The organism is Flavobacterium gelatinilyticum (assembly GCF_027111295.1).
In the GTDB taxonomy this organism is placed as follows: domain Bacteria; phylum Bacteroidota; class Bacteroidia; order Flavobacteriales; family Flavobacteriaceae; genus Flavobacterium; species Flavobacterium gelatinilyticum.
Genome location: NZ_CP114287.1, coordinates 3,133,155 through 3,158,090, shown reverse-complemented (window position 1 = coordinate 3,158,090; position 24,936 = coordinate 3,133,155). Strand labels below are relative to the sequence as shown.

Below are 24,936 nucleotides of genomic sequence, written 5' to 3'. Positions count from 1 at the left end.
AGCAATAAAAATATAACAAAACAAAGTAAAAATGTTATATTTTTACATATTGGTTATAAAATAATCACAAATAATATAGATTAATTTTAGTTTATTGATAATTTATGAACTAATTTTGAGATTCCAAAAACATAAATTGAATGAGGCTGATCATTTCTTTTGTTCTCTTTTTAATTTTAAATTCTTCATTTGCTCAAAAGTCAAATCAATTGACTGAACAAGAGTATCTGATATTGCAGGATAAAATTCGACTTAATTTAAATGTAAATGTCGACAGTTCTGTAGTATATGCTAATAAAATGGCAAAATCAGACAATCCGAAACATCTCGCTTTTGCAAACGTTGCATTGTCATACTTAATGGAGCTTAAAGGCGATTCTAAAAAATCTAAAGAAAAATATAGACAGGCATTTGTTTATTTAGACAAAGTGCCGGAGTCCCGCGATAAGACACAGCTTACTTCTTATTTATATAATTACGGAGGTTTGACAGAGTGGAAGAGAGGTAATTTTGGTAAAGCTCTGGAGAATTACCAGCAGGGCGTAAAATATTCACTGCAAATTAATGATGCTGTTCAGGTCATTAAATTTAAAATCAACATTGCGCTGGTTAACGAAGCGGTTGGGAACTATCAGCTTGCGATACTTAATTTGCGCGAAGTAAGCAATTTTATAGATCAAAACGAAAATGCATACACCAAAGAACAGTATCAAAATTTTAAAAGTAATGTCAGTTTAAGTTTAGCAGGTTCGTATGAAAGCTATTTTGTAAAAAACGAAACGCAGAAACAGCTGTTGGATTCTGCAGAGTATTATTATAAAAGAGCTATTACCTATTCTCAAAATTTTGCAAACAATAAAATAAACGCTAAGATTAGTCTGGGTAACATTTATTTTAGAAAAGCAGATTATAAAAATGCAGAAAAGACATATTATGATGTTTCGTATTTTGCCAGACAAAACAACTTCGAAAAAGAATATATTACCGCAAACTACAATCTGGGCAATTTGTACTATGATATAAAAAAGTACGACAAAGCGCTTGTATTTTTAAAGAAAGTCGATTCAATTTCTGCCAAAACGGATTTAAGGGATGATAATTTTTTGAAAGCGAATTACTATCTGGCAAAAATCTACAGTAGAAATAACGAACCTGAGCTGGCTTATAAATATTCTAAAATCTATCTGGATAATTTTGAGAAAACCGAAACCAAACTGCGCGATGAGGCTCTAGAGGTTAATTATCAGCTTGGTGTAGAGAATCTTAGTGGTGAAATGATCAGCATTCAGGAAAAATATAAATACGATGTTTTTGTAGGAAGAGCATTAAAAATATTTTACGTTCTGCTTGTGGTCGCAATTGTCTTTTTACTGATTAAAAACATTCGGGATAAAAATAAGGCGCATAAGAAAATGAATGCCTTAATTGAAGAATTCAAAGCTAACCTGGAAAAGAAAAGCAGTGTTGAAGCCGAGCCAGTGCCTGTATTTGAAGAAATAGAAGAAGTACAGCTTAAGAAAGAAAACGTCAATTTAAGTATTGATGAAGCAAAAGAGAATAAGATTGTCGAGAAATTACTTGCTCTCGAAAGCAAGTTAGAATACTTAAACGCCGATTTTACTCTGCCTTATGTAGCTAAAAAGATCAAAACCAACACAACTTATTTATCGTATGTGGTAAACAAACGCTTTGGTAAATCTTTTGGGGAATACTCTAATGAGCTTAAAATTAACTACGTAATCAACGAAATGATTACCAACCACATGTACAGAAAATATTCTACGCAGGCTATTGCAGAAAGTGTAGGTTTTAAAAATGCAGTGTCTTTTGCAAAATCATTTCGCAAAAGAACTGGAGTATCTCCAGCTCAGTTTGCGAATAATATTTAATACTTTTCAGAATAATTTTTTTTAGGTAAGATAGTTTAAAAAACAGAAAACTATCCTACTCCGTTTCCTCCGGTTCCTTTGTTTGGATCAACTGGATCAGTTGGTGGTGCATCTCCTCCTCTTACTGTTTTTTGCTGCTCTTTTGTTAGTTTTTCAACTTGGAAATCTTCAAATTTTAATTGCATTTTTTTCATTGTTCTAAATGTTTGGGTTACTGATTTATCAAAACTATGTAAAATGCCATACGCTTGATCGAAAATGCGGTTTTGGAGTTTTTTGAAGGTGTTTTTTGTTTGTAACTTATTGTTTTTTAAGGCATTGTCGTGTGTGTGTTGAATGCTATAATTTATAAATTGTATGTAGTATAATTAATAAATTGTATGCTTTTGAAATATTTTGTTGAATAAAAACACCAATATTTGCAGTGTAGTTATGATGTAAAACAGTTCGAAAGATGCTAAAACTTATTCAAAAATTTCTTCAAATTAATCGTTACTCAGAAGTAAAAGATGAGTTCAAGGATTTGTTTTTGTCGCATCCTAATTTTCCAAGTCTGTTTGCTATTACAGATTCGTTTGATCTGCTTTCGATCGAGAATGCAGCAATACGAGTTCCGAAAGAACAAATCGTAGATTTACCATCAAACTTTCTGGCTTATTTTAAAGACGAATTGATTTTGGTTGAAAAGGCTAAAAATCATGTTAGAATAAACACAGTTAAAAAAGGCGCTCTGAAAATTTCGTATGAAAAATTCCTTTTGGACTGGAATGGTGTAATTGTAGCTATAGAGCCAAACAATGTCGTAGCAAGAGAAAACTTAAAAGTCGAATTAAACTGGCTTAAGTACCTTGTTCCGTTTGTATTATTTACCGGCTTATCCTTTTTTTACAATACATATAATGTTATTAGTATTATATTTTTACTGACATCCAGTTTAGGACTATTGGTAAGTATTTTTATCGTTCAGGAAAAACTTGGTTTTAAAAATAGTATAATTTCAAAATTATGTGACCTAAGTACAAACTCTTCCTGCAATTCAGTAATTAACTTTAATGAAAATTACGGCGATAAATGGATAAGTTTCTCTGATCTTCCATTGCTTTTTTTCAGCGCAGGCTTTATAGCAATTTTAGTACAGCCTTTAAGCTCTTCTATTTTTGTTGGTTTTTTGAGTTTATTGGCAATTCCCGTTATTGTTTCTTCAATATGGATTCAAAAATTTGAACTTCAAAAATGGTGTGTGATGTGTTTAATGGTTTCAGCTTTAATATTTACACAAAGTGTTATTTGGTTTTCTTCGGATTTATTTACGTTAAGTTTTAGTTTCGGAATAGTTTTTCCATTCTTATTTTCTTTAATTCTTTTAGTTCCAATCTGGTTTGTTATTAAATCAGTTTCAAAAAATGTTCTCGATAATGAATATGCATTAAAAGAACTTAAGAAGTTTAAAAGAAACTATTCGCTGCTGAATTTCTTATCGAAAAAAGTTACCTACACTAACGGATTTGAAGATTTAAGAGGATTGAATTTTGGAAACCGAAATGCAGTTGTAAAACTTACAGTAATCATAAGTCCAAGCTGCGGGCACTGTCATAAAACATTTCAGGAAGCTTTTGATTTGGTTTTGAAATTTCCTGATAAGATATATTTAACGGTTTTATTTAATATCAATCCTGAAAACGCAGATAATCCATATAAAATCGTAGTAGAAAGACTTTTAACCATAAACAGAACCACACCGGGTAAAACGGTAGAAGCAATATCAGACTGGCATATTAAAAAAATGAGTCTGAAAAAATGGTTGAAAAAATGGCATACAGATACAGTGAGCATGATGATAAGCCAGGAAATAAATAAGCAATACGAATGGTGTTCTAAGAACAATTTTAATTACACACCGGTAAAAATCGTAAACGAAAAATTATTTCCAAATGAATACGAACTAAACGAGTTGAAATACTTTTTAAACGACTTTGTAGAGGAAAAAGAAACTGTTCTGGAAAGAATAGCTTAAATGAACCGGATTACTAAAAAAGTAAACGAAATTATTATGTTAAAAAATATATTGGATCTGGAAGGTACTCAGGAAATTACCGCCAGCGAGCAGAAAAAAATAATTGGAATTAATGTTATGGAAACGGTGCTGAAATGCGATTCATCCAGCTACATGGCATCATTAGTAAACGAAGATTGTGCTGATTATTATTCAGAAATGAATTAAGGAGCAGAATGAAAAACTTTTAAGTGACTTTTATCGAAGAAAATTTATTTTATAAAAATACAGCAATAAATGCTTTACGAGATTCTTGCGCAGGGATAGACATAAACTTCAAATGTCTTTAAATGATTGAAGTGTTTGCTATCAAATAAAACCCAAAAAACCATGTTAGAAAAATTTTTAAACGCAGAAGGAACTCAGAAATTGTCACAAGAAGAACAAAAAAACATCTCAGGAGGGAATATGCCTCCGGGAATATGTTATGATTACGTAACAGCAAAAGAGTATAAATGCTAAATTTCTGTAAAAGATAAAGCAAAAACAGAGAAGAATAAAAAGCTTCTCTGTTTAAAAAAACTGAAGTGACGAGTAAAGCTCCTCGCTAAATGATGGAGAAAAATAGGTTAATTATGTTAAAGAATATTTTGAATTTGGAAAATGCTCAAAGAATAACAAAATATGAGCAGAAAATGATAAAAGGAGGTATTCCGGAATGCTGGGTGTACGCCATAGAAGCAGGATGTGTACTTATTCGAAGCGGGGAAGTTTGTCCCATGAATACTGAAGCCGGTATTTGCGATACAAACAGACTTTGCTGTTAAAAATGAAAATTACCAGAAGTAATATACAATAAAGCCTTTTTAAAATTTAGTCATGTTTTTTTTAATTCGTAGGCGCTCGATCGTGGAACATTGAGCAAATTATCCCAACATTGATGATTGGTGTCGGGATTCTCAGGATAATTGGCCACTTGGATTGGTTTTATTTGGTTAGGGCTGATCAAGTGCCATCTTCCTAGAGAAAAAAAAGTATATTACAAAAATACATATTGAAAAGAGAGAAGGTTGCTTCTCTCTTTTTTTTGCCAAAAATTAAATAGTTAAGATTTTTTTTACAATAAAAGACAGAAGCTTCAAATGTCTTAAAATGATTGAAGCAATAACAAAACCCAAAAAACAATAAAACCATGTTAAAGAAAATTTTAAAACTAGAAGGAGCTCAGGAGTTAACAAGACAACAGCAGCAAACAATTAAAGGAGGAATTGCATGTTCTGCAAGTGTTCCCTGCAAAAAAGGATTTCATTGTGTAATAGAAGATGGTGCCAATGAAGGACATTGTGCAGTAAATTAATTGGTTTAATTAAATAATCTAAACATGAAAACATTGAAAAGTTTAAATGGCGTTCAGGTTCTGACTAAAAATGAGCAGAAAGGAATAAAAGGAGGAATTGATCAATACCATTGTTATGCTCCAATTTCTAAAGCCGAATGCACAGCAGTTGGAGGAAAATGGAATACAACGCAAAACATGTGTATTGTTGAAATCGAATCAGGACTTTGCTGATTATTAACAAGTTTATTTAACATCAAACAAATATCAAATTATGAAAAAATTAAAAAACCTTGCAGGAGTTGAAATTTTAAGTATTAACGAAAGAAAAAACATAATTGGCGGCGGACCTGGTGTCGAAGCTTGTTATTGTCCTAATACAGGCATTTTTGCAGGTGTTATACATCCGGGAGAGGGCGAAACCTGCCAGTCGGTTATTGAGGAGAACTGCCCGTTAGAATCTTAAGATTTCATTGAATAATACTAAAGAAAGCTTTGTTATTTATTTAGCAAAGCTTTCTCATTTTATACATTTTAAAAATTGTTTTAAGTGTGTTTAATAAAGTACCTGCAGAAAAAAAATAAAAATAATAACTATAGTAATTTGAATTGATATAATTTGGATTAACTTTTATATTTTTAAGAATTTTTGTATAATATTGCTAAAAATAAACCCAAAATAAGAATTGAAAAAATTCCCTCATTACAAACAGGCAGATTTTAAAGACTGCGGACCTACATGTTTAAAGATAATTGCTAAACATTATGGGAAAACAATTAGTATTCAGGAACTGCGCGACAGCAGCGAGACCACACGTGAGGGAAGTAATCTGCTGTTTTTAAGCGATGCAGCCGAGAAAATAGGTTTCAGGACATTAGGAGTAAAATTAAGCGCTGAGAGGTTAGAAGAAGCTCCGCTGCCCTGTATTCTGCACTGGAATAAAAACCATTACGTTGTCCTGTATAAAATCAGAAAAGGGATTTATTATATTTCAGATCCTGCTTTTGGACTTATTCAATACAACAAAGAGGATTTTTTGAAATTCTGGATCGGTAATAATGCAGATGACCAGACGCAGGAAGGGGTTGCACTTTTAATAGAAGCTTCGCCGAAATTTTTTCAGTCGGAATTTGATAAAGAAGACAATAAAGGACTTGGATTTGCACTTCTGTCGCAATACGTCCTTCGATATAAATCGTTTTTAATACAGCTCAGCATCGGACTTCTGGCGGGGAGTTTACTGCAGCTCATATTTCCGTTCCTGACCCAGAGTATTGTCGATATTGGGATACAAAACCAGAATATTAATTTTATTTATTTAATACTCTTCGCGCAGTTATTTCTTTTTGCGGGAAGGACAGGCCTGGAACTTATCAGAAGCTGGATTCTGCTGCATCTTTCAACAAGAATAAACATCTCGTTAATTTCGGATTTCTTCATTAAATTGATGAACCTGCCCATTTCCTTTTTCGATGTCAGGATGACCGGAGATATCATGCAGCGTATTAATGATCATCACAGGATCGAAAAGATCCTGACCACATCATCCTTAAATGTATTGTTTTCGGTTATCAATATGTTTGTTATGGGAGCCGTTCTGGCATATTTTAACCTGCAGATCTTTCTGGTGTTTTTTGCAGGAAGCGTCCTGTATTTCGTCTGGATTACATTGTTTTTGAAAAGAAGGGAAGTGCTGGATTACAAACGTTTTGCAGAAGTTTCTAATGAACAGAGCAAAGTAATGGAACTTATAAACGGCATGCAGGAAATCAAACTTCACAATGCCGAGAAACAAAAACGCTGGAGCTGGGAATATGTTCAGGCAAGACTTTTCAGAGTTTCTATAAAAGGTCTTATTCTAGAACAGACACAATCTACAGGATCTTCGGTTATTAATGAATTAAAGAATATCCTCATCACGTTTCTTTCTGCCAAACTGGTTATCGACGGACAAATTACACTTGGAATGATGCTGGCAGTAAACTCAATTGTTGGGAGTTTAAACGGCCCCGTTGTACAGCTTATCCAGTTTGTGCGCGAACTTCAGGATGCCAAAATATCATTGGCGAGATTATCTGAAATTCACGAAAAAGAAGATGAAACACAACAGGAAGTCCATCAAAGCAATGATGTTCCGTTTGATTCTGATATCCAGATAAAAAATCTTTCCTATCGTTACCTTGGTTCGGATATTCCGGTTCTGGCCAATTTAAACCTGACCATTCCCGCCAATAAAGTAACAGCAATAGTGGGAGTCAGCGGGAGTGGTAAAACAACCCTCATGAAACTGCTTCTTAAGTTTTATGATCCCGAAAAAGGGGAGATAACCATTGGCAATTCACAGCTTAAAAATATTTCGCAGAAAGCCTGGAGATCCTGTATAGGTTCTGTTATGCAGGAAGGATTTGTTTTCAGCGATACCATTGCCAATAATATTGCTTTTGGAGAAGACAGAATCGATAAAGAAAGACTTGTTTATGCTTCAGATGTTGCCAATATAAAAGAATACATAAGTGAACTTCCGCTTGGCTACAATACCAAAATTGGCGCCGAAGGACTCGGAATGAGCACCGGACAAAAACAAAGGCTTTTAATCGCAAGGGCGGTCTACAAAAACCCTGAAATTTTGTTTTTTGACGAAGCCACATCGGCGCTTGATGCCAATAACGAAAAAGCGATTATGCAGAAACTGGATATCTTTTTTAAAAACAAAACCGTTATTGTGATCGCACACAGACTTAGTACAGTGATGAATGCAGACCAGATAGTAGTTCTGGACAAAGGAAAAATTATAGAAATAGGATCCCATTCAGAATTGATAGAACAAAAAGGAAATTATTTTGAACTGGTTAAAAACCAATTGCAGTTAGGGAATTAAACATGGCAGAAGAAAATACTACATTCGAGTTAAGAAGTGAAGAAGTGCAGGATATTCTCACCAAAGTACCGCATTGGATGATTCGATGGGGAACCGTTTTGATATTTGTAATCATTGTGATGTTGTTTTTTATTTCCTGGTTTATAAAATATCCGGATGTTGTTAATACCGAAATCATCATTACGACCAATATTCCGCCCGAGAAAATTGTGGCAAAATCTACAGGCCGTATCGAAGCTGTACTGGTAAAAAACAAAACCATAATTCCTAAAAACAGCACCCTTGCCATTATTGAAAATACAGCCAATTACAAAGATGTTTTTCTGCTGAAAAGCATCACGGACAACTATAATATTAATGATCCCAAAACAGAATTTCCGTTTTCGAAATTAAAAAACACACAGTTAGGCGAAATAGAAAGTGCTTATGCTGTTTTTCAAAAAGACTATCAGGCACAGGAGTTAAATAAAGACCTGCATCCGTTTGAAGTGGAAAGCAGAGCACAGCAGTCGGAGAAAATACAAATTAAGGAAAGACTCGAAATCCTGCAGCAGCAAAAAGGAATCAACGAAAGAGAATTAGAACTCCAGAAAAACGATGTGGCCCGTTTTGAAACCCTGTTTAATAAAGGCATTATCTCGGCTCAGGAAATGGAAACCAAGAAACTGGGCTTTCTTCAGGCTCAGAAGAATTACAGAAGTCTCCTTTCGTCAATTTCGCAGTTAAGGTCCTCTTTAATAGACAACACAAAATCGAGTCAGAATTCGCAGATAAACAGCACAAAAGAAGAAGTTAATCTCGGACGAAGCGTGTCGCAGTCATTTTATCAGCTGAAAAAAGTAATAAAGGACTGGGAACTGGCGTATGCCTTAAAATCTTCCATCAGCGGAAAAGTAACGTTTCTGCAGGTATGGACAGAAAATCAGACGATCACGACAGGTGATAATGTTTTCTCGGTAATTCCAGATGCCAAAAACAGTTTTGTGGGTAAAGTAAAAGCACCGGCATTAAATTCTGGTAAAATAAAAGTAGGGCAGAGAGTAAATATTCGTCTGGCCAATTTTCCGGACAGAGAATTTGGCGTACTGAAAGGTGAAATCAAAAATATATCCTTAGTACCGGATAAAGATGGTAATCTGCTGATAGATGTTGCCCTTCCGAATGGTTTAACGACTTCGTATCACAAACAAATTGTATTTCAGCAGGAAATGAAAGGAAGCGCCGAGATTGTAACCGAAGATCTGCGCTTAATAGAAAGAATCCTATATCAGTTTAAAAGTATTTTTGAACAGGTTTAATACTTAATCTAACTAACCAAAACCACAAAATTTAGATGAAAAAAACACTGCTTGTTACTCTGTTGCTATTATTTCAATAAAAATGGTAAATAAAATAAGCTGAATAGCATCTTTGTCAAAGTCTAAAACCTTTGATAAAGATGTTTTTTTACATCTTCAAATAAAAATCCTTAGTCAGTTCAATATATTCCGGTGTATAAACATGTCTGTCAATTTCAATAACTAATTCATCGATTTTAATTTCAGAAACTTCATTTCGACTGAAAGCCAGTAAACTGCGTTTAACAGGAGATGTTAAATGTCCTTTTACGCGGGTAATTTTTAGAGGATATAATTCGGCTTCTTTTGCTAAAGCAATAAATTTTTCTTCCTCTTTATACGGAATTATTAAGGCAAAAATACCGTTTTCTGATAAAAGCAAATCAGCCGCTTCAACCAGTTCTTCAAATGGCATTGCATCCTGAAATCGCGCTAAGTCGCGTTGTTCATTTTCAGATTTATAATCTTCTGCATAAAAAGGAGGATTTGAAACAATCAGGTCATATTCTTCTTCCGGTTCTTCAATAAATTCATCCAAACCCGCATGAAAACAAAATAAGCGATCGCCCCACGGAGAACTTTCAAAGTTTTCTACAGCCTGCTCATAAGCATCTTCATCAATTTCAAGAGCATCAATTTGTTCCGCATAAGTTCGTTGTGCCAGCATTAAGGCCACGATTCCAGTTCCTGCACCAATATCTAAAACACTAAAAGGATTATGAGAAACAGGAGCCCAGGCGCCAAGTAATACACCGTCTGTACCGACTTTCATAGCGGTTTTGTCTTGTTTTACCGAAAATTGCTTGAATGAAAACATAAATAAAATCCCAATTTTTAAATTCCAAATTCCAATCTTAGAGTAAAAATTTCAAAATGAAATTCTAATTGAAGTGGATAATTTTGTTGAACTGCAAAAGTAAGACTAAATATTAATTTACTGCTTAGAGGTTTTGGTAATTATAGCAGAAAGAATTTTTCTTAACTCTTCAATTTCGAATAATAAAGATTCTGAAAGTGATTTTTGATCAGGATTTAAATCATTTAACAGCTGAAGCCAAAATTTAGATTCTTTAGCTTCTTTTCGGGCTATTTTAAGTCTAAAAATGAAATCTTTATCACCTAATTTTTCATTTGCTTCAATATAATTAGCGCCAATTGAACCAGAGGATCTTATGAGTTGTTTGCCGTCTTCGATGTTTGAAGTATTTTTCTGTAAAGATCTTGTATAAATTCGACATTCTTTCGCAAACAAAAATGTTCTCTCTTCCAGATTATAGGGTTTCATTTTAAATTCCAATAATCAAATTCCAAATTCCAATATTTGATAACGTAAATATAAAAAACGCGCAGGTAAAAATAAGTTTTTTCTTTCAACATGTTTAAATGATATAAAGATTCAAATTTAGAATTTTTCCATTAAAATTCGTCCCCATATTAGAATTTGGAATTTCCCTTTCAAGGTTGGAATTTGGAATTTAAAAAATTGAAATTTAAACTAAAGATACATCTCCACAAGACCTTCAGGAAGATCCATGATAACTTTTTTGTTTTCGCGGTCGATTTTTACAAGAAAATGATCGATCATTGGGATTAAGATTTCTACCTCTCCGTTTAAAACTTCAAAAAGAGGCTGAGCAGAAGAATCATTAATAGAAGTAATTTTTCCGAAAACCCCCAGACGTTTGTCTTCGATTTCAAAACCAATAACTTCGTGGAAATAAAATTTGTTGCCGGTAAGTTTTGGCAGCATGGTAAGAGGAAGATAGATAGAATTACCAACAAGGGCATCGGCATCTTCTTCGGTATTTACATCTTCAAAACGAACCCTTAAAAAGTCGTTTTTGTGTAAAGAACTTGTTTCAATAAAAAAAGGAACCAAGTGTTTGTTGTGTTCAACAAACACTGATTCCAGATTTTCGTATAACTCAGGTTCGTCCGTATCCAGATAGATCAGAACTTCCCCCTTGAAACTAAATTTTTTAGCGATTTTACCTAAATAAAAACATTCTTCTTTACGCATTATCGCTAAGTAAAATTATGCCTCAGTTGTTTCGTTATTCTCTTCAGCAGCAGGAGCTTCTTCAGTTGCTTCAGCAACTTCTTCACCAGCAGCTTCTTCTGTTGCAGATGCAGCAGCGATAGCGTCAGCTTCAGCTTGTGCAGCAGCAGCCACACGCTTAGCGTTAACTTCTTTTTCAGCTTTTAAAGCTTTAGCTTTAGCATCAGCTTGTGCTTTTGATAAACCATCTTTTTTAGCATCAACTTTTCCAGCTTTAGCTTCTAACCAAGCAGTTAGTTTAGCATCAGCCTGTTCTTGAGTTAAAGCTCCTTTACGAACTCCTCCATCAAGGTGGTGTTTCAATAAAGCACCTTTGTAAGAAAGGATAGCTCTTGCAGTATCAGTTGGCTGAGCACCATTGTGTAACCATTTAACTGCGCTGTCAAGGTTTAACTCAACAGTTGCTGGGTTAGTGTTTGGATTGTAAGTACCGATTTTCTCTAAGTATTTACCATCTCTTTTTGAGCGTGCATCTGCAGCTACTACCCAGTAAAAAGGTTTTCCTTTTTTACCGTGTCTTTGTAATCTAATTTTTACTGACATAATCTTATGATTAAATTTTGAGGTACTCGACCTCTGTTAATTAAGGGCGCAAAGATATAATTTTTTTATCAATAATACGGTTCAAAAAACATTAAATATATTTATGGTGTTTTTTTTGCATTTTTTTGACTATAATTTTTAAAAACCATCTGTAATACAATACTTTTGTGTTAAATTTCATCTTATGAAAAAATACTTTTACTTTTTATTCCTTCTCTTTATAACAGTATCTTGTACAGAAGACGTTAAATTTAATAATCCTGCATTTCAGGCCTTAAAAGACAATGTTTTCTGGAGGGCTCCAACTTACGAAGCAGGCGTTTTTTCCAGCGGTACATTGATTGTAACCGGAAAATTAGGCAGCGAACAGGTTATTCTTCAAATCGAATCGACACAAGCTAAAACATATACTCTTGGCAGCAGAAGTTCTTCGGCAGCAATTTATTTCAATGACAGCGGTGACGGCGAGGTTTTTAATACAGAAGATAATGCTTCAAACGGACAAATAACAATTACTGATTTTGATGCGGTAAATAAAACGGTTTCAGGAACATTCAGGTTTACTGCTGTAAATGTTCACAGCGCTGATGCAGAAAAACAAAAAGTAACTTTTACAGAAGGGGTTTTCTATAAAGTCCCTGTTACACAAACAATAGTTTTTGAAAACTAATTTAACGTAAATTTCAGGTATACTTTTTTGAAATCAAAATAAAAACATAAATAAACTCTTTTGTAGTAAATTACAGAAAATTAAGACTACATTTGTTATTATTATAAAAAAGTATCTATGAATATTTTCGTTGGAAGCCTTCCATTCAGTATTGAGGAAGCAGATTTAAGAGAGTCTTTTGAGGCTTATGGAACAGTTGACTCTGTTAAAATTATTACTGATAAATTTACTGGAAGAAGTAAAGGCTTTGGTTTTGTTGAAATGCCAAATGATGACGAAGCTCAGAAAGCAATCGACGAATTGAACGGGGCAGTAGTGTCTGGACGTACAATCGTGGTAAACAAGTCTGAGCCAAAACCAGAAGGCGAAAGAAGAAGTTTTAATAACAATCGCGGTGGAAACAACAATCGCGGCGGTTATGGAAACAACCGCGGCGGAGGAGATCGCGGAAACAGAAGAGAATATTAATGTTTTTTTTCTAAAATATAAAAGGGATCAACGAAAGTTGATCCCTTTTTTTGTTTTCAGGTTTTGCCAACCTGAAACAAATAAAACTTGAAACAAAAATTATATGTTTGCAGCTAACCAGTCGCCCACTTCTTTAGTGCCGTATGCTTTGCCTCCATTTGCCAGATCCTCTGTAACTACTCCAGCTTCTAAAGCCTTGTTTACAGCCGCTCTCATTGCTTTTCCTTCTTCCATTAATCCGAAGTTTTCGAACATCATGGCAGCAGATAAAATAGTAGCCATTGGGTTTGCAATGTTTAATCCTGTAGCTTGAGGGTATGAACCGTGAATAGGTTCAAATAAAGACACTTCAGCTCCCATAGATGCAGAAGGCATTAATCCCATTGAACCTGAAATTACAGAAGCCTCATCTGTTAAGATATCTCCAAATAAGTTTTCAGTAATTAATACATCATAAGAGTTTGGCCATTGAACCAAACGCATGGCAACAGCATCAACAAATTCGTAGCTCACTTCAACCTCCGGATAATCTTTTTCCATCGCCTGAACTGTTTCTCTCCATAAACGAGAAGTTTCCAAAACGTTTGCTTTATCAACGCAGCATAATTTTTTAGAACGTGTCATTGCCAGTTCGAAACCTTTTTTAGCCAGACGCTGTACTTCTGCTCTTGTGTAAACACAATTGTCGTAAGCGGTATCTCCGTTGTCTTTTCTTCCTTTTTCGCCAAAGTAAATTCCGCCGGTTAATTCTCTTAAGAAAACTAAATCAGTTCCTTCGATTCTTTCTCTTTTTAGCGGCGATTTGTCTAATAAAGATGGGAATGTAAAAGTTGGTCTTACGTTTGCGAACAAACCTAATGCTTTACGCATTTTTAACAAGCCTTGCTCTGGTCGTACAGGTGCAGAAGGATCGTTGTCGTATTTAGGGTGGCCAATTGCTCCGAAAAGAACGGCATCAGCATTTTTACAAACTTCATGTGTTGAATCTGGATAAGGTTCGCCCACTGCATCAATTGCAGCAGCGCCTGTTAAAGCTGGTTTCCAGGTGATTTCGTGTCCAAATTTTTGTGCAACAGCATCAGATACTTTTACAGCTTCATTAATTACTTCTGGTCCGATTCCGTCTCCGGCTAAAAGAGCTATGTTTAATTTCATTCTATATGTGTTATTAAGGTTCAAAGTGACAAAGTAACAAAGGTTCAAAGGTGTTGGGATGAAAACGCTATTTTTAGCCTTTGTCACTTTGTTCCTCCGAACCTTTGTCCCTACATTATTAAGTAATTATATTAAGCATTTTTTGTGTCGCAATAATCGCTGCAACGGTTTGATCTGAATCTAATCCGCGGGTTTTGAATTCTTTTCCGTTGTTGACCCATGTAATAATGGTTTCACACAACGCATCAGAGCTGCTTCCCGGCGGAATTCTCACGGCATAGTCAATCAATTTTGGAAGCGTTAGTTTTTTGCTTTTGTAAATTTTAGATAAAGCATTCATAAAAGCATCAAACTGACCGTCTCCTTGTGCATTTTCCTCGATTATTTCGCCATTAAGATTTAATGACAAAGTTGTCGACGGACGCATTCCTTTTGAGTGGACTAATATATAAGATTCGATTTTGATTTTTTCTTCGTAAGTATGGCTGTCCAAAACATCCGAAATAATGTACGGAAGGTCTTCCTTTGTTACGGTTTCTTTTTTGTCGCCCAATTCGATAATTCTTTGGGTAACCAGTTTTAAATCTTCCTGATTTAATTGCAGACCTAATTCCTGAAGATTTTTTTCGATATTGGCCTTTCCAGAAGTTTTTCCAAGGGCATATTTACGTTTTCTTCCAAAACGCTCCGGAAGAAGATCATTAAAATAAAGATTGTTTTTGTTGTCCCCGTCAGCGTGAATCCCAGCTGTCTGCGTAAAAACGTTATCGCCTACAATTGGCTTATTTGCAGGAATTCTGTAACCTGTAAACGTTTCAACCAGCTTGCTTACAGAATACAATGAAGTTTCTTTTACGTTGATATTTACTTGCGGTAAATAATCGTTGATAACGGCCACAGTGCTTTCAAGAGGTGCATTTCCGGCACGTTCTCCCATTCCGTTTACCGTTACATGAAGCCCGTTGATTCCAGCTTTTATTGCTTCCATAACATTGGCAACGCTTAAATCGTAATCGTTGTGAGCGTGAAAGTCAAAATGAATCTGCGGATATTTTTCTTTAATTTTCGAAATAAATTCAAAAGTCAAAGACGGAATTAAAACTCCTAAAGTATCAGGAAGTAAAACTCTTTTGATTGGCTGAGTCGATAAAAACTCTAAAAATTGAAAAACATATTCAGGAGAATTTCGCATTCCGTTGCTCCAGTCTTCTAAATATACATTGGTTTCAATGTCGTTTTCTTTTGCTAAAGTGATAATTTGAGCAATTTCAGAAAAGTGCTGTTCAGGCGTTTTTTTCAATTGATGCGTCAAGTGATTCATTGAGCCTTTGGTCAATAAATTTTGCACTTTGGCACCCGCTTTTTTCATCCATTCAATTGAAACTCCTCCGTCGACAAACGTCAGAACTTCAATTCTGTTTGTATATCCTTTTAATGCAGCCCACGAAGTGATGCCTTTTACAGCATTAAATTCTCCTTCGCTTACACGTGCAGAAGCAATTTCAATTCTATCAATATGTAGTTCCTCCAGCAACAATTGCGCAATGGTCAGTTTTTCTGCAGCAGAAAATGAAACTCCTGATGTTTGTTCACCATCACGAAGCGTCGTATCCATTATTTCAATTTTTCTTTTTTCCATATTGATATTCTATAATTCTAACTGTGCTCGATAAACAGTTTTTAATTTGACGCGGATTTTACGGATTCGCTTTCGCGAAGACGCGGATTCACGCGGATTTTTGTTTTAGCTAAAAAAAGAATCTGTTTTTTTCAGCGTCTTTGCGAAAGCAAATCTGTTTTATCCGCGTTCTATATTCTAGAAAGACCCGAGAGGTTTTAAAGCCTTTCGGGTCTAATAGACTGAATGATATTGCTATTAGTAAGGAAGTTTATCAGCGAAAGCTTTAATATCTTCTTTCATGTCTTGTAAATAATCAATATCGTCAAAACCATTAATTAGGTTGTTCTTTTTATAACCATTAATTGCGAAAGACTCTTGCTCTCCGGTTGATAATAAAGTAATCGTTTGGTTAGGAAGATTGATTTCTAATTCTGTGTTTGGATCAGCTTCGATAGCTTTAAAGATATTAGCTAAAAATTCAGGGCTGATTTGTACTGGTAAAACCCCAATATTCAAACAGTTTCCTTTGAAGATATCTGCAAAGAAACTAGAAACTACAGCACGGAATCCGTAATCGTAAACTGCCCATGCAGCGTGCTCTCTGGAAGATCCGGAACCGAAGTTTTTTCCTCCTACAAGGATTTTTCCGCTGTAAGTTGGGTTGTTTAAAACGAAATCTGCTTTTGGAGTGTCATCTCCGTTGTATCTCCAGTCTCTGAAAAGATTATCTCCAAAACCTTCACGTTTTGTAGCTTTTAAGAAACGAGCTGGAATGATTTGATCTGTATCTACGTTCTCAATTGGCAACGGAACTCCGCTGCTTGTAAGTATATTAAATTTATCGTATGCCATTTTAATTTTAGATTTTGGATTTTAGATTTTAGATTTTACCACTGGGATGAATTCTAAACGCTAAAATTTTTGTATTAAATAATGTAAATGAATTTTTATTTGAAGAAGTTTAGAAAAAGATTACGCAAAGTGAGAAATCTAAAATCTAAAATCTTCAATCTAAAATAATTCCCTTGGATCTGTTAATTTTCCTGTAACAGCAGCAGCAGCAGCCATAATCGGACTTGCTAATAAAGTTCTAGAACCAGGACCTTGACGACCTTCAAAGTTTCTGTTTGAAGTACTTACTGCATATTTACCAGCAGGAACTTTATCATCGTTCATAGCTAAACAAGCAGAACATCCAGGCTGACGTAATACGAAACCGGCTTCTGTCAGGATATCTAAAATTCCTTCTTCTTTAATTTGTGCTTCAACAACGTGAGATCCAGGAACTAACCAAGCCGTAACATTATCCGCTTTTTTTCTTCCTTTTACAATTTCAGCGAAAGCTCTAAAATCTTCAATACGTCCGTTTGTACAGCTTCCTAAGAAAACGTAATCGATTTGTTTTCCGATCATTACATCATCTTCATTGAAGCCCATGTAAGCTAAAGATTTTTTGTAAGTTTCCTCACCGCCTTCAACTTCTTTGGCATTTGGGATATGTTTTGTAATACCAATTCCCATTCCAGGGTTAGTACCATACGTAATCATTGGTTCGATATCTTCCGCTTTGATGTTTAATTCAGCATCAAAAACAGCATCAGCATCCGTTTTAAGTGTTTTCCAATATTCAACAGCTTTAGTCCAGGCTTCTCCTTTTGGAGCGTATAATCTTCCTTCTAAGAAATCGAAAGTAGTTTGGTCAGGAGCAATCATTCCTCCACGAGCACCCATTTCGATACTTAAGTTACAAACTGTCATACGACCTTCCATAGTCATGTTTTCAAAAACATTACCAGCGTATTCCACAAAATAACCCGTTCCTCCAGAAGTAGTTAATTGAGCAATAATATAAAGCGCAACGTCTTTTGGTCCAACACCTTTACTTAGTTGTCCGTTTACGTTAATACGCATTTTCTTTGGTTTAGGCTGCATAATACATTGAGTAGAAAGCACCATTTCAACCTCAGATGTTCCGATACCGAAAGCGATAGCTCCAAAAGCACCGTGAGTAGACGTATGTGAATCCCCGCATACAATAGTAGCACCTGGCAAAGTAATTCCGTTTTCAGGACCAACTACGTGTACAATTCCATTTTTTTGGTGACCTAATCCCCAGTGCGAAATACCGTATTCGTTTGCATTGTCTTCAAGAGCTTTTAACTGATTTGCAGAAAGAGGATCCTGAACTGGTAAGTGTTGGTTTATGGTTGGTGTATTGTGGTCTGCAGTTGCAAAAGTACGTTGTGGGTATAACACGTTAACGCCTCTTGATTTTAATCCTAAAAAAGCAACAGGACTCGTAACTTCATGAATGAAATGGCGGTCAATAAAAAACACATCTGGCCCATCTTCAATTTTACGCACAACATGTGAATCCCATACTTTGTCAAATAATGTCTTACTCATTTTTTATTTTTTTTAATTGTAATTTCTATAACCACAGCAATTTCCTGTTCATTATAATAGCAAAACAAAAGTAAAAAAAGATAAAAAAGCGTCAATTTCAATATTTCATTATATACGATGCCCAAACTGATTTACAAATTAAAAATTGGCTTTTGTAACCTAAAATTTGGAAGAAAAATGATTTAGAAACTGATTTTACTTTTCTTTTTTGGCTTTAATTTTCCTTGATTGTTTTTTGTTTTAATAGTTTGCAAATTTATCTCAAAACTACTATAAAATACGGGTTTTTGTTTGAAAAAATGTAACAAAACGGATAAAAATAGTAATAATTGTTAATTTTGATTTTGTTTGCAAATGGATGCTTCTTTGCTTTTTAAGGGTGTAAAATATTGTTTTTTACTTGTTATTTAGAATCAATAAAACAGCAAAATACTACGACATCCAAGAGGTGAAATTTTATGAATCTCAAGTATTTTAAAAGTTTAAAATAATAGATGGAAGAGTTTTAAAGATCGATATAATGCATTCCGTAATCTATTCTGTACGTCCTGATTTTGACTTTATTTTTAATGAAGTTTACCTGATAAACCCGGGCGTTTCTTTCGTCAAAATAACTATTAGAATAACCAAGGTTTTGAGGATTCCACTGCTTTTTCATTAGTTCGTAATTTTTGCGAATTCTTATTAGAGCAGTTTTAATGTCTTCATCAGGCAGGTCAGGGTTTCCTCTTATGATGTTAAAAAATAACGTAGAATCTTTTTCTTGAATGTTTTTACAATTTAAGACAGACGTCAATAATTCATTAATTATATGATATTGCTTCATTCGTTTCTTTCGATCATTATTAGGGACTAAAGTATCAATTGCGGTATTCATTTGTTCTGTAAATGTTGCGGTAATTTTAGAAACTCCTGGTATTGGTTTGTCAAAAGGAAACTGCCAGTAATTCTTGTATTTATTATTAAAAAGAGGAAGAGAATAAACTTCGTTTTTAGCATTTTTGATTACAATTATTTGATTCCTTTCCGGATAACCTTCAGGTTGAGAATAAAGCAGAATCTCAAAATTGTATTTTCCGTTTCGGACACTCTTTTCAAATGTAAACTGACTTTGAGGTCTTTTTTTTCCTGTTTTTAACTGAGGGAATTTTTCGTTCAAAGCGTTAATGGAATGATTTATTTTGGATTCAATATTTTTCTCACAGCCATTTATAGAAAGTAAAAGGAAAAAGAAGCCGGTTATTTTAACTATACTATTTTTCATCTTAACTCTAACTATTTTGAAAAAGGATATTTTTCGGGATTGAATATTCTTTTTTGGTCAAAATCGCTAACAGTTTCTCTGGGTTTTGTATCTTCTTTAATTAAAAAAATATAAGATGTATACGGTTCTTCTTTGGTAAAGTATAATAATACAACAGCTTTATCATTATAGCTTACAACATCATAATTAAAGTCATTCCAGGTCAATACACTGTCTTTTGTTACAGACCATTTTCGTGGTGGTTCTGTATTTTTTGAATATTCGTAAAATTTACTGCTGTCCGGGTCTCTGTAACAGCGATAACTTAATTGATCATCTTTAAATTTAAAATAGGTAACCAGATTGGAAGTAGAACTGTAGTATGTCCAGTATTCATCTGAATTTGAGATTAATGTTTTTTCAATTGGATTCTTTCCGGAACATCCGGTCAACAATAATATTAGAAAAAAGAAAAAGTGTTTTTTCATAGAATCTTGATTCAAGTTTTATGATTTAAATGTAATTAAATCCTCAGTATCAGGTCTGATTGTAAATTGTTGTCTAAATTAGATTGTTAAAATGTTTAAAACTAATATTATTTTATCAAAAGAAGTTGTTTTGTTTAACAATTTCAGACTTTAATTTCTACAAAAAAAGCGTAAATTTGAACTTCCTCCATTTTTCATATCGCATTTTGTTATGTTTCATGTTGTCAATGTTTTGCAACAGGAAAGCTTTGAAATTTGGAACTTTAAAATTTGACTTTTTTATAATTCTATGTATTTAATATTCGATACCGAAACCACCGGATTACCAAAACGATGGGACGCCCCGATAACTGATTCTGATAACTGGCCGCGCTGTATACAAATCGCGTGGCAGCTTCATGACGAAATGGGACAGCTTGTCGAACATCAGGATTATTTGGTAAAACCGGAAGGATTTAATATTCCGTACGATGCTGAACGTATTCACGGAATTTCGACTGAATTGGCAGAAGCCGATGGAATCACTCTGGCCGAAGTTTTAGAGAAATTCAATATTGCATTAGGAAAAACCAAGTTTATTGTAGGTCAGAATTTAGGATTCGACGTTAACATTATGGGAGCCGAATTCCATAGAATGGGCGTAGAGTCTACTATGGCTTCAATCCCGGTTCTGGATACTTGTACCGAAGTTACGGCTTCGTTATTGCAGCTTCCCGGAGGTCGTGGAGGAAAATTCAAGCTTCCAACTTTGACTGAACTACACAGCTATCTTTTCGACCAGCCTTTTGCTGAAGCGCACAACGCAACTGCCGACGTTGAGGCAACTACGCGTTGTTTCTTGGAATTGGTTAGAAGAGAAGTTTTTACCAAAGAAGAACTGGATGTTCCAAAAGAGTATTTCAAAGAATTTCAGGAAAGAAATGCGGAGCCATTTAAGTTAATTGGTTTAAAACACATCAACTTAAAAGCGGCTTCTGATAAAATTAGAGAACAGCTTAAAGCTTTAGCCGGAGAAGGCAAAGAGACTGTTGTTTCAGAAGAAGATAAAGCTGATTTTAAAGCAGCAAAATTTGCTCATTTGCACAATCATACACAGTTTTCGGTTCTACAGTCGACTATTGGAGTCGGAAATATTGTGGCTGCTGCCGCTAAAAACGGAATGCCGGCCGTGGCCATGACCGATACTGGAAACATGATGGGAGCTTTCCATTTTGTGAGTGCTGTTATGAATCACAATAAAGCAGCTTCTGGAAAAAACAAAGCCCTAGTTGAAGCAGGCGAAGAACCAACAGAAACAGAGGTTAAACCTATTGTGGGCTGCGAATTTAATATCTGCGACAATCATTTAGATAAAAGCAAAAAAGACAACGGTTATCAGGTTGTTTTAATGGCTAAAAATAAAGCCGGTTATCACAACCTGGCTAAAATGGCTTCGATTGCTTATACAGAAGGATTTTATTACGTTCCGAGAATTGACAGAAAAATTGTTGAGCAATACAAAGGAGATATTATGGTTTTATCCGGGAATTTATACGGAGAAATTCCGAGTAAAATCCTGAATATTGGTGAAAACCAAGCCGAAGAAGCTTTGATTTGGTGGAAGGAACAATTTGGCGAGGATTTCTATTTGGAAGTAATGCGCCATAATCAGGAAGATGAAAATCGTGTAAACAAAACCCTGATTGAGTTTTCTCAAAAGCACAATGTCAAATTAATTGCGACAAACAATACCTATTATTTAAATAAAGAAGATGCCAATGCACACGACATTTTATTGTGCGTAAAAGACGGTGAAAAACAAGCAACGCCAATTGGTCGTGGTCGTGGTTACCGTTACGGACTTCCAAATCAGGAATATTATTTCAAGTCGCAAGACGAGATGAAAAAGCTTTTTGCGGATCTGCCGGAAGCGATTATCAACATTCAGGAAATTATAGATAAGGTTGAAGGGTATTCGCTTTATCGTGATGTATTACTTCCGAAATTCGAAATTCCAGACGAATTTATGGTGCCCGAAGATGAGGAAGATGGCGGTGTTCGTGGAGAAAATAAATACTTACGTCATCTTACAATGGAAGGTGCGAAAAGAAGATACGGCGAAATTACCGAATCGATTCAGGAACGTTTGGATTTTGAATTAATGACGATTTCAAATTCAGGATATCCGGGTTATTTCCTGATTGTACAGGATTTCATCGCCGAAGCCAGAAATATGGACGTTTCGGTAGGACCTGGGCGTGGTTCTGCAGCGGGTTCAGCCGTTGCGTACTGTCTAGGAATTACCAATATTGACCCAATTAAATACGACTTACTTTTTGAGCGTTTCCTAAATCCTGACCGTGTATCGATGCCCGATATTGATATCGACTTTGATGACGAAGGTCGTGGACGTGTAATGGAATACGTAATCAACAAATACGGTCAAAAACAGGTGGCGCAGATTATCACGTATGGTAAAATGGCAACCAAATCGGCAATTCGTGATACGGCGCGTGTACTGGATTTACCATTATTTGAAGCCGACAGGATTGCCAAACTGATTCCGGGAATGATGCCGTCAAAATGGAATTTGGCGCGTTTTATTTCAGAAAGTGAAGATGAGGTTAAAAAAGCACTTCGTTCGGATGAATTTGACAATGTAAAAGAACTAATCGCGATTGCCAATGAAGATGATTTGGCAGGAGAAACCATTCAGCAGGCAAAAATCCTTGAAGGATCGATGCGTAATACGGGTATTCACGCCTGCGGGGTAATTATTACACCGTCGGATATTACGAATTACGTTCCTGTAACAACCGCAAAAGATTCGGACTTATATGTAACACAGTTCGATAACTCGGTTGCAGAAAGTGCCGGATTGCTGAAAATGGACTTCTTGGGTCTGAAGACCCTTACGCTGATAAAAGATACCGTAAAACTGGTAAAATACAGAACAGGAATTGAACTAAATCCAGATACTTTTCCAATTGATGATGAAGAAACGTATGCACTTTTCCAAAGAGGTGAAACTGTTGGAATCTTCCAATACGAGTCGCCTGGGATGCAGAAATACATGAAAGATCTGAAACCAACGGTATTCGGGGATTTAATTGCTATGAACGCCTTGTATCGTCCGGGACCTTTGGAGTACATTCCGTCTTTCGTTCGAAGAAAAAATGGTGACGAGGAAATTAAATACGATTTAGATGCCTGTGCCGAATATTTATCAGAAACCTACGGAATTACAGTTTACCAGGAGCAGGTAATGCTTTTGTCTCAGTCTTTGGCAGGATTTACAAAGGGTGAGGCCGACGTCTTGCGTAAAGCGATGGGTAAGAAACAAAAAGACGTACTGGATAAAATGAAGCCGAAGTTTGTTGAACAAGCGGCAGCAAAAGGCCACGATGCCAAAATTCTGGAGAAAATCTGGAAAGACTGGGAAGCCTTTGCGAGTTACGCCTTCAACAAATCGCACTCGACGTGTTATGCCTGGATTGCGTATCAAACAGCATATTTGAAAGCCCATTATCCTGCAGAATATATGGCAGCGGTACTTTCGAATAACATGAACGATATCAAACAAGTTTCGTTCTTTATGGAAGAATGTAAACGTATGGGCTTACAAGTTCTTGGTCCAGACGTAAATGAGTCGTACTATAAATTTACCGTAAACGATGATTACGCCGTTCGTTTCGGAATGGGAGCGATTAAAGGAGTGGGTTCTGGAGCGGTAGAAACAATTGTAGAAAACAGAAAAGACGGAAGATATAAATCGATTTTTGATTTAGCGAAGCGAATTGACCTTCGTGCAGCCAACAAAAAAGCGATAGAAAACTTAGCATTGGCCGGCGGTTTTGATTCTTTTGAAGGAACAAGCCGTGCGCAATATTTCCATGATGATGGCGACGGAATTACATTCTACGAAAAAGCAATGCGTTATGGGTCGAAATTTCAGGAAAATGAAAACTCCTCTCAGGTAAGTTTATTTGGAGAAACCAGTGAAGTGCAGATTGCAGAACCTATTGTACCGCCATGTGAAGACTGGAGTACAATGGAAAAACTCGCAAAAGAAAAAGAGGTTGTAGGGATTTATATTTCCGGACATCCGCTGGATGATTTCAGGTTTGAAATGAAATATTTCTGCAACGCCCGACTGGAAGCACTGAAAAATATGAATGATTATGTTGGAAAAAACCTTACCGTTGCCGGAATTATCAATAACGTACAGCATCGTGTAGCGAAAAACGGGAAAGGCTGGGCCGCATTTAACTTAGAAGGATATGATGAAAGTTTTGAGTTTAAGATTTTTGGTGAAGAATATTTGAAATTCCGCCACTTTTTAATTCAGAACAATTTTGCCTTCATGAAAATATTGATCAAGGACGGATGGGTAAATCACGATACAGGTAAAAAATCAGATCCAAGAATGCAGTTTGTCGAGGTAAGACAATTACAGGATATTCTGGAAGCATTTGCAAAAAAACTGATTCTGCTGCTGGATATAAAAGATTTGCAAGCCGAATTTATTCATAGACTGAGTCACTTATTCAATGAAAATAAAGGAGAGAATTCTGTTAGTTTTGAAATCATGGAAATCGAAAACGTCAAGCGATTAGTTGAGGTCGAAACTACAAGCGAGTTCGAAGAATCCGATGCTGTGTTTGAAGATGACAATGATGAAGGCGAAGCAGTCTCTGGTGAGGCTAAAATGCAGGAAATGAAAGAAGTGGAGGAAATAAAAGTGGTAACAAAATTAGCCATGCCAAGCCGAAGGTTAAAAGTAAGAATTTCAGCTGAATTGTTGGCAGAATTGGAGAAAATGCAGATTAATTTTAAACTGAACTAAAAAATTAACAGTTAAAATTTAAAC

General features: G+C 35.3%; 24 protein-coding genes. 13 read left to right on the top strand and 11 right to left on the bottom strand.

Annotation, left to right across the window (positions count from 1 at the left end; translation table 11 throughout):
* The first annotated feature begins 140 nt into the window (after positions 1 to 140).
* Positions 141 to 1,889: a helix-turn-helix domain-containing protein gene (locus OZP11_RS13385; protein WP_281231062.1), complete on the top strand. Its 1,749-nt coding sequence runs from the start codon at positions 141 to 143 to the stop codon at positions 1,887 to 1,889.
* Between the two features lie 50 nt (positions 1,890 to 1,939).
* On the opposite strand, the gene OZP11_RS13380 is transcribed toward OZP11_RS13385, so the two are convergent.
* Positions 1,940 to 2,083 (bottom strand): rSAM-modified peptide, encoded by a 144-nt coding sequence (locus tag OZP11_RS13380; protein WP_281231061.1) that lies wholly within the window; start codon positions 2,081 to 2,083, stop codon positions 1,940 to 1,942.
* Positions 2,084 to 2,343: 260 nt separating this feature from the next.
* Here OZP11_RS13380 and OZP11_RS13375 point away from each other — a divergent pair, with 260 nt between their 5' ends.
* The 9 genes from OZP11_RS13375 to OZP11_RS13335 all read left to right on the top strand — a co-directional run bounded on the left by OZP11_RS13375 (position 2,344) and on the right by OZP11_RS13335 (position 9,395).
* Positions 2,344 to 3,903: a vitamin K epoxide reductase family protein gene (locus OZP11_RS13375; protein WP_281231060.1), complete on the top strand. Its 1,560-nt coding sequence runs from the start codon at positions 2,344 to 2,346 to the stop codon at positions 3,901 to 3,903.
* Between the two features lie 36 nt (positions 3,904 to 3,939).
* Positions 3,940 to 4,110: a hypothetical protein gene (locus tag OZP11_RS13370; protein WP_281231059.1), complete on the top strand. Its 171-nt coding sequence runs from the start codon at positions 3,940 to 3,942 to the stop codon at positions 4,108 to 4,110.
* Between the two features lie 162 nt (positions 4,111 to 4,272).
* Positions 4,273 to 4,404, top strand: coding sequence for a hypothetical protein (locus tag OZP11_RS13365; protein ID WP_281231058.1), 132 nt, complete (start codon positions 4,273 to 4,275; stop codon positions 4,402 to 4,404).
* 113 nt (positions 4,405 to 4,517) lie between these two features.
* Positions 4,518 to 4,709, top strand: a complete 192-nt coding sequence (locus tag OZP11_RS13360; protein WP_281231057.1) for a hypothetical protein — start codon at positions 4,518 to 4,520, stop codon at positions 4,707 to 4,709.
* A 365-nt stretch (positions 4,710 to 5,074) separates the two neighbouring features.
* Positions 5,075 to 5,239 carry a hypothetical protein gene (locus tag OZP11_RS13355; protein WP_281231056.1) on the top strand — a complete coding sequence of 55 codons (165 nt, stop codon included), beginning with the start codon at positions 5,075 to 5,077 and terminating at the stop codon, positions 5,237 to 5,239.
* A 24-nt stretch (positions 5,240 to 5,263) separates the two neighbouring features.
* Positions 5,264 to 5,452 carry a hypothetical protein gene (locus tag OZP11_RS13350; RefSeq protein WP_281231055.1) on the top strand — a complete coding sequence of 63 codons (189 nt, stop codon included), beginning with the start codon at positions 5,264 to 5,266 and terminating at the stop codon, positions 5,450 to 5,452.
* A gap of 40 nt (positions 5,453 to 5,492) precedes the next feature.
* Positions 5,493 to 5,684: a hypothetical protein gene (locus tag OZP11_RS13345; protein WP_281231054.1), complete on the top strand. Its 192-nt coding sequence runs from the start codon at positions 5,493 to 5,495 to the stop codon at positions 5,682 to 5,684.
* A gap of 220 nt (positions 5,685 to 5,904) precedes the next feature.
* On the top strand, positions 5,905 to 8,097 hold the full coding sequence (locus OZP11_RS13340) for a peptidase domain-containing ABC transporter (protein ID WP_281231053.1): 2,193 nt from the start codon (positions 5,905 to 5,907) through the stop codon (positions 8,095 to 8,097).
* 2 nt (positions 8,098 to 8,099) lie between these two features.
* Complete coding sequence (locus tag OZP11_RS13335) at positions 8,100 to 9,395, top strand: HlyD family secretion protein (RefSeq protein ID WP_281231052.1); 1,296 nt, start codon at positions 8,100 to 8,102, stop codon at positions 9,393 to 9,395.
* A gap of 148 nt (positions 9,396 to 9,543) precedes the next feature.
* On the opposite strand, the gene OZP11_RS13330 is transcribed toward OZP11_RS13335, so the two are convergent.
* The 4 genes from OZP11_RS13330 to OZP11_RS13315 form a co-directional block, all read right to left on the bottom strand.
* Positions 9,544 to 10,251: a tRNA1(Val) (adenine(37)-N6)-methyltransferase gene (locus tag OZP11_RS13330; protein WP_281231051.1), complete on the bottom strand. Its 708-nt coding sequence runs from the start codon at positions 10,249 to 10,251 to the stop codon at positions 9,544 to 9,546.
* Between the two features lie 117 nt (positions 10,252 to 10,368).
* Positions 10,369 to 10,719 carry a four helix bundle protein gene (locus OZP11_RS13325; protein ID WP_281231050.1) on the bottom strand — a complete coding sequence of 117 codons (351 nt, stop codon included), beginning with the start codon at positions 10,717 to 10,719 and terminating at the stop codon, positions 10,369 to 10,371.
* A gap of 210 nt (positions 10,720 to 10,929) precedes the next feature.
* On the bottom strand, positions 10,930 to 11,454 hold the full coding sequence (gene rimM / locus OZP11_RS13320) for a ribosome maturation factor RimM (RefSeq protein ID WP_281231049.1): 525 nt from the start codon (positions 11,452 to 11,454) through the stop codon (positions 10,930 to 10,932).
* Positions 11,455 to 11,469: 15 nt separating this feature from the next.
* Positions 11,470 to 12,036, bottom strand: a complete 567-nt coding sequence (locus tag OZP11_RS13315) for a 30S ribosomal protein S16 (RefSeq protein WP_281231048.1) — start codon at positions 12,034 to 12,036, stop codon at positions 11,470 to 11,472.
* Positions 12,037 to 12,220: 184 nt separating this feature from the next.
* Between OZP11_RS13315 and OZP11_RS13310 the strand changes: the two genes are divergently transcribed.
* Both OZP11_RS13310 and rbp read left to right on the top strand, forming a co-directional pair.
* Positions 12,221 to 12,706, top strand: a complete 486-nt coding sequence (locus OZP11_RS13310) for a DUF6252 domain-containing protein (RefSeq protein ID WP_281231047.1) — start codon at positions 12,221 to 12,223, stop codon at positions 12,704 to 12,706.
* Between the two features lie 117 nt (positions 12,707 to 12,823).
* Positions 12,824 to 13,174 (top strand): RNA-binding regulator, encoded by a 351-nt coding sequence (gene rbp / locus OZP11_RS13305; protein WP_281231046.1) that lies wholly within the window; start codon positions 12,824 to 12,826, stop codon positions 13,172 to 13,174.
* A 99-nt stretch (positions 13,175 to 13,273) separates the two neighbouring features.
* On the opposite strand, the gene leuB is transcribed toward rbp, so the two are convergent.
* The 6 genes from leuB to OZP11_RS13275 form a co-directional block, all read right to left on the bottom strand.
* Positions 13,274 to 14,329 carry a 3-isopropylmalate dehydrogenase gene (gene leuB / locus OZP11_RS13300; RefSeq protein WP_281231045.1) on the bottom strand — a complete coding sequence of 352 codons (1,056 nt, stop codon included), beginning with the start codon at positions 14,327 to 14,329 and terminating at the stop codon, positions 13,274 to 13,276.
* Between the two features lie 118 nt (positions 14,330 to 14,447).
* A complete protein-coding gene (locus OZP11_RS13295) occupies positions 14,448 to 15,968 on the bottom strand; it encodes an alpha-isopropylmalate synthase regulatory domain-containing protein (protein ID WP_281231044.1) in 1,521 nt (506 codons plus the stop codon).
* A gap of 237 nt (positions 15,969 to 16,205) precedes the next feature.
* Positions 16,206 to 16,802: a 3-isopropylmalate dehydratase small subunit gene (gene leuD / locus OZP11_RS13290; protein WP_026727052.1), complete on the bottom strand. Its 597-nt coding sequence runs from the start codon at positions 16,800 to 16,802 to the stop codon at positions 16,206 to 16,208.
* 159 nt (positions 16,803 to 16,961) lie between these two features.
* Positions 16,962 to 18,356 carry a 3-isopropylmalate dehydratase large subunit gene (leuC, locus tag OZP11_RS13285; protein ID WP_281231043.1) on the bottom strand — a complete coding sequence of 465 codons (1,395 nt, stop codon included), beginning with the start codon at positions 18,354 to 18,356 and terminating at the stop codon, positions 16,962 to 16,964.
* Positions 18,357 to 18,861: 505 nt separating this feature from the next.
* Positions 18,862 to 19,620 (bottom strand): hypothetical protein, encoded by a 759-nt coding sequence (locus tag OZP11_RS13280; protein ID WP_281231042.1) that lies wholly within the window; start codon positions 19,618 to 19,620, stop codon positions 18,862 to 18,864.
* 11 nt (positions 19,621 to 19,631) lie between these two features.
* A complete protein-coding gene (locus tag OZP11_RS13275) occupies positions 19,632 to 20,087 on the bottom strand; it encodes a hypothetical protein (RefSeq protein ID WP_281231041.1) in 456 nt (151 codons plus the stop codon).
* A 289-nt stretch (positions 20,088 to 20,376) separates the two neighbouring features.
* Here OZP11_RS13275 and dnaE point away from each other — a divergent pair, with 289 nt between their 5' ends.
* Positions 20,377 to 24,912, top strand: coding sequence for a DNA polymerase III subunit alpha (dnaE, locus tag OZP11_RS13270; protein WP_281231040.1), 4,536 nt, complete (start codon positions 20,377 to 20,379; stop codon positions 24,910 to 24,912).
* Positions 24,913 to 24,936: the final 24 nt, after the last annotated feature.

What these genes read in the sequence shown, in the direction of transcription:
- OZP11_RS13385 (WP_281231062.1), top strand. Translation starts at nt 141, where the DNA reads ATGAGGCTGATCATTTCTTTTGTTCTCTTTTTAATTTTAAATTCTTCA.
- OZP11_RS13380 (WP_281231061.1), bottom strand. Translation starts at nt 2,083, where the DNA reads ATGAAAAAAATGCAATTAAAATTTGAAGATTTCCAAGTTGAAAAACTA.
- OZP11_RS13375 (WP_281231060.1), top strand. Translation starts at nt 2,344, where the DNA reads ATGCTAAAACTTATTCAAAAATTTCTTCAAATTAATCGTTACTCAGAA.
- OZP11_RS13370 (WP_281231059.1), top strand. Translation starts at nt 3,940, where the DNA reads ATGTTAAAAAATATATTGGATCTGGAAGGTACTCAGGAAATTACCGCC.
- OZP11_RS13365 (WP_281231058.1), top strand. Translation starts at nt 4,273, where the DNA reads ATGTTAGAAAAATTTTTAAACGCAGAAGGAACTCAGAAATTGTCACAA.
- OZP11_RS13360 (WP_281231057.1), top strand. Translation starts at nt 4,518, where the DNA reads ATGTTAAAGAATATTTTGAATTTGGAAAATGCTCAAAGAATAACAAAA.
- OZP11_RS13355 (WP_281231056.1), top strand. Translation starts at nt 5,075, where the DNA reads ATGTTAAAGAAAATTTTAAAACTAGAAGGAGCTCAGGAGTTAACAAGA.
- OZP11_RS13350 (WP_281231055.1), top strand. Translation starts at nt 5,264, where the DNA reads ATGAAAACATTGAAAAGTTTAAATGGCGTTCAGGTTCTGACTAAAAAT.
- OZP11_RS13345 (WP_281231054.1), top strand. Translation starts at nt 5,493, where the DNA reads ATGAAAAAATTAAAAAACCTTGCAGGAGTTGAAATTTTAAGTATTAAC.
- OZP11_RS13335 (WP_281231052.1), top strand. Translation starts at nt 8,100, where the DNA reads ATGGCAGAAGAAAATACTACATTCGAGTTAAGAAGTGAAGAAGTGCAG.
- OZP11_RS13330 (WP_281231051.1), bottom strand. Translation starts at nt 10,251, where the DNA reads ATGTTTTCATTCAAGCAATTTTCGGTAAAACAAGACAAAACCGCTATG.
- OZP11_RS13325 (WP_281231050.1), bottom strand. Translation starts at nt 10,719, where the DNA reads ATGAAACCCTATAATCTGGAAGAGAGAACATTTTTGTTTGCGAAAGAA.
- rimM (WP_281231049.1), bottom strand. Translation starts at nt 11,454, where the DNA reads ATGCGTAAAGAAGAATGTTTTTATTTAGGTAAAATCGCTAAAAAATTT.
- OZP11_RS13315 (WP_281231048.1), bottom strand. Translation starts at nt 12,036, where the DNA reads ATGTCAGTAAAAATTAGATTACAAAGACACGGTAAAAAAGGAAAACCT.
- OZP11_RS13310 (WP_281231047.1), top strand. Translation starts at nt 12,221, where the DNA reads ATGAAAAAATACTTTTACTTTTTATTCCTTCTCTTTATAACAGTATCT.
- rbp (WP_281231046.1), top strand. Translation starts at nt 12,824, where the DNA reads ATGAATATTTTCGTTGGAAGCCTTCCATTCAGTATTGAGGAAGCAGAT.
- leuB (WP_281231045.1), bottom strand. Translation starts at nt 14,329, where the DNA reads ATGAAATTAAACATAGCTCTTTTAGCCGGAGACGGAATCGGACCAGAA.
- OZP11_RS13295 (WP_281231044.1), bottom strand. Translation starts at nt 15,968, where the DNA reads ATGGAAAAAAGAAAAATTGAAATAATGGATACGACGCTTCGTGATGGT.
- leuD (WP_026727052.1), bottom strand. Translation starts at nt 16,802, where the DNA reads ATGGCATACGATAAATTTAATATACTTACAAGCAGCGGAGTTCCGTTG.
- leuC (WP_281231043.1), bottom strand. Translation starts at nt 18,356, where the DNA reads ATGAGTAAGACATTATTTGACAAAGTATGGGATTCACATGTTGTGCGT.
- OZP11_RS13280 (WP_281231042.1), bottom strand. Translation starts at nt 19,620, where the DNA reads ATGAAAAATAGTATAGTTAAAATAACCGGCTTCTTTTTCCTTTTACTT.
- OZP11_RS13275 (WP_281231041.1), bottom strand. Translation starts at nt 20,087, where the DNA reads ATGAAAAAACACTTTTTCTTTTTTCTAATATTATTGTTGACCGGATGT.
- dnaE (WP_281231040.1), top strand. Translation starts at nt 20,377, where the DNA reads ATGTATTTAATATTCGATACCGAAACCACCGGATTACCAAAACGATGG.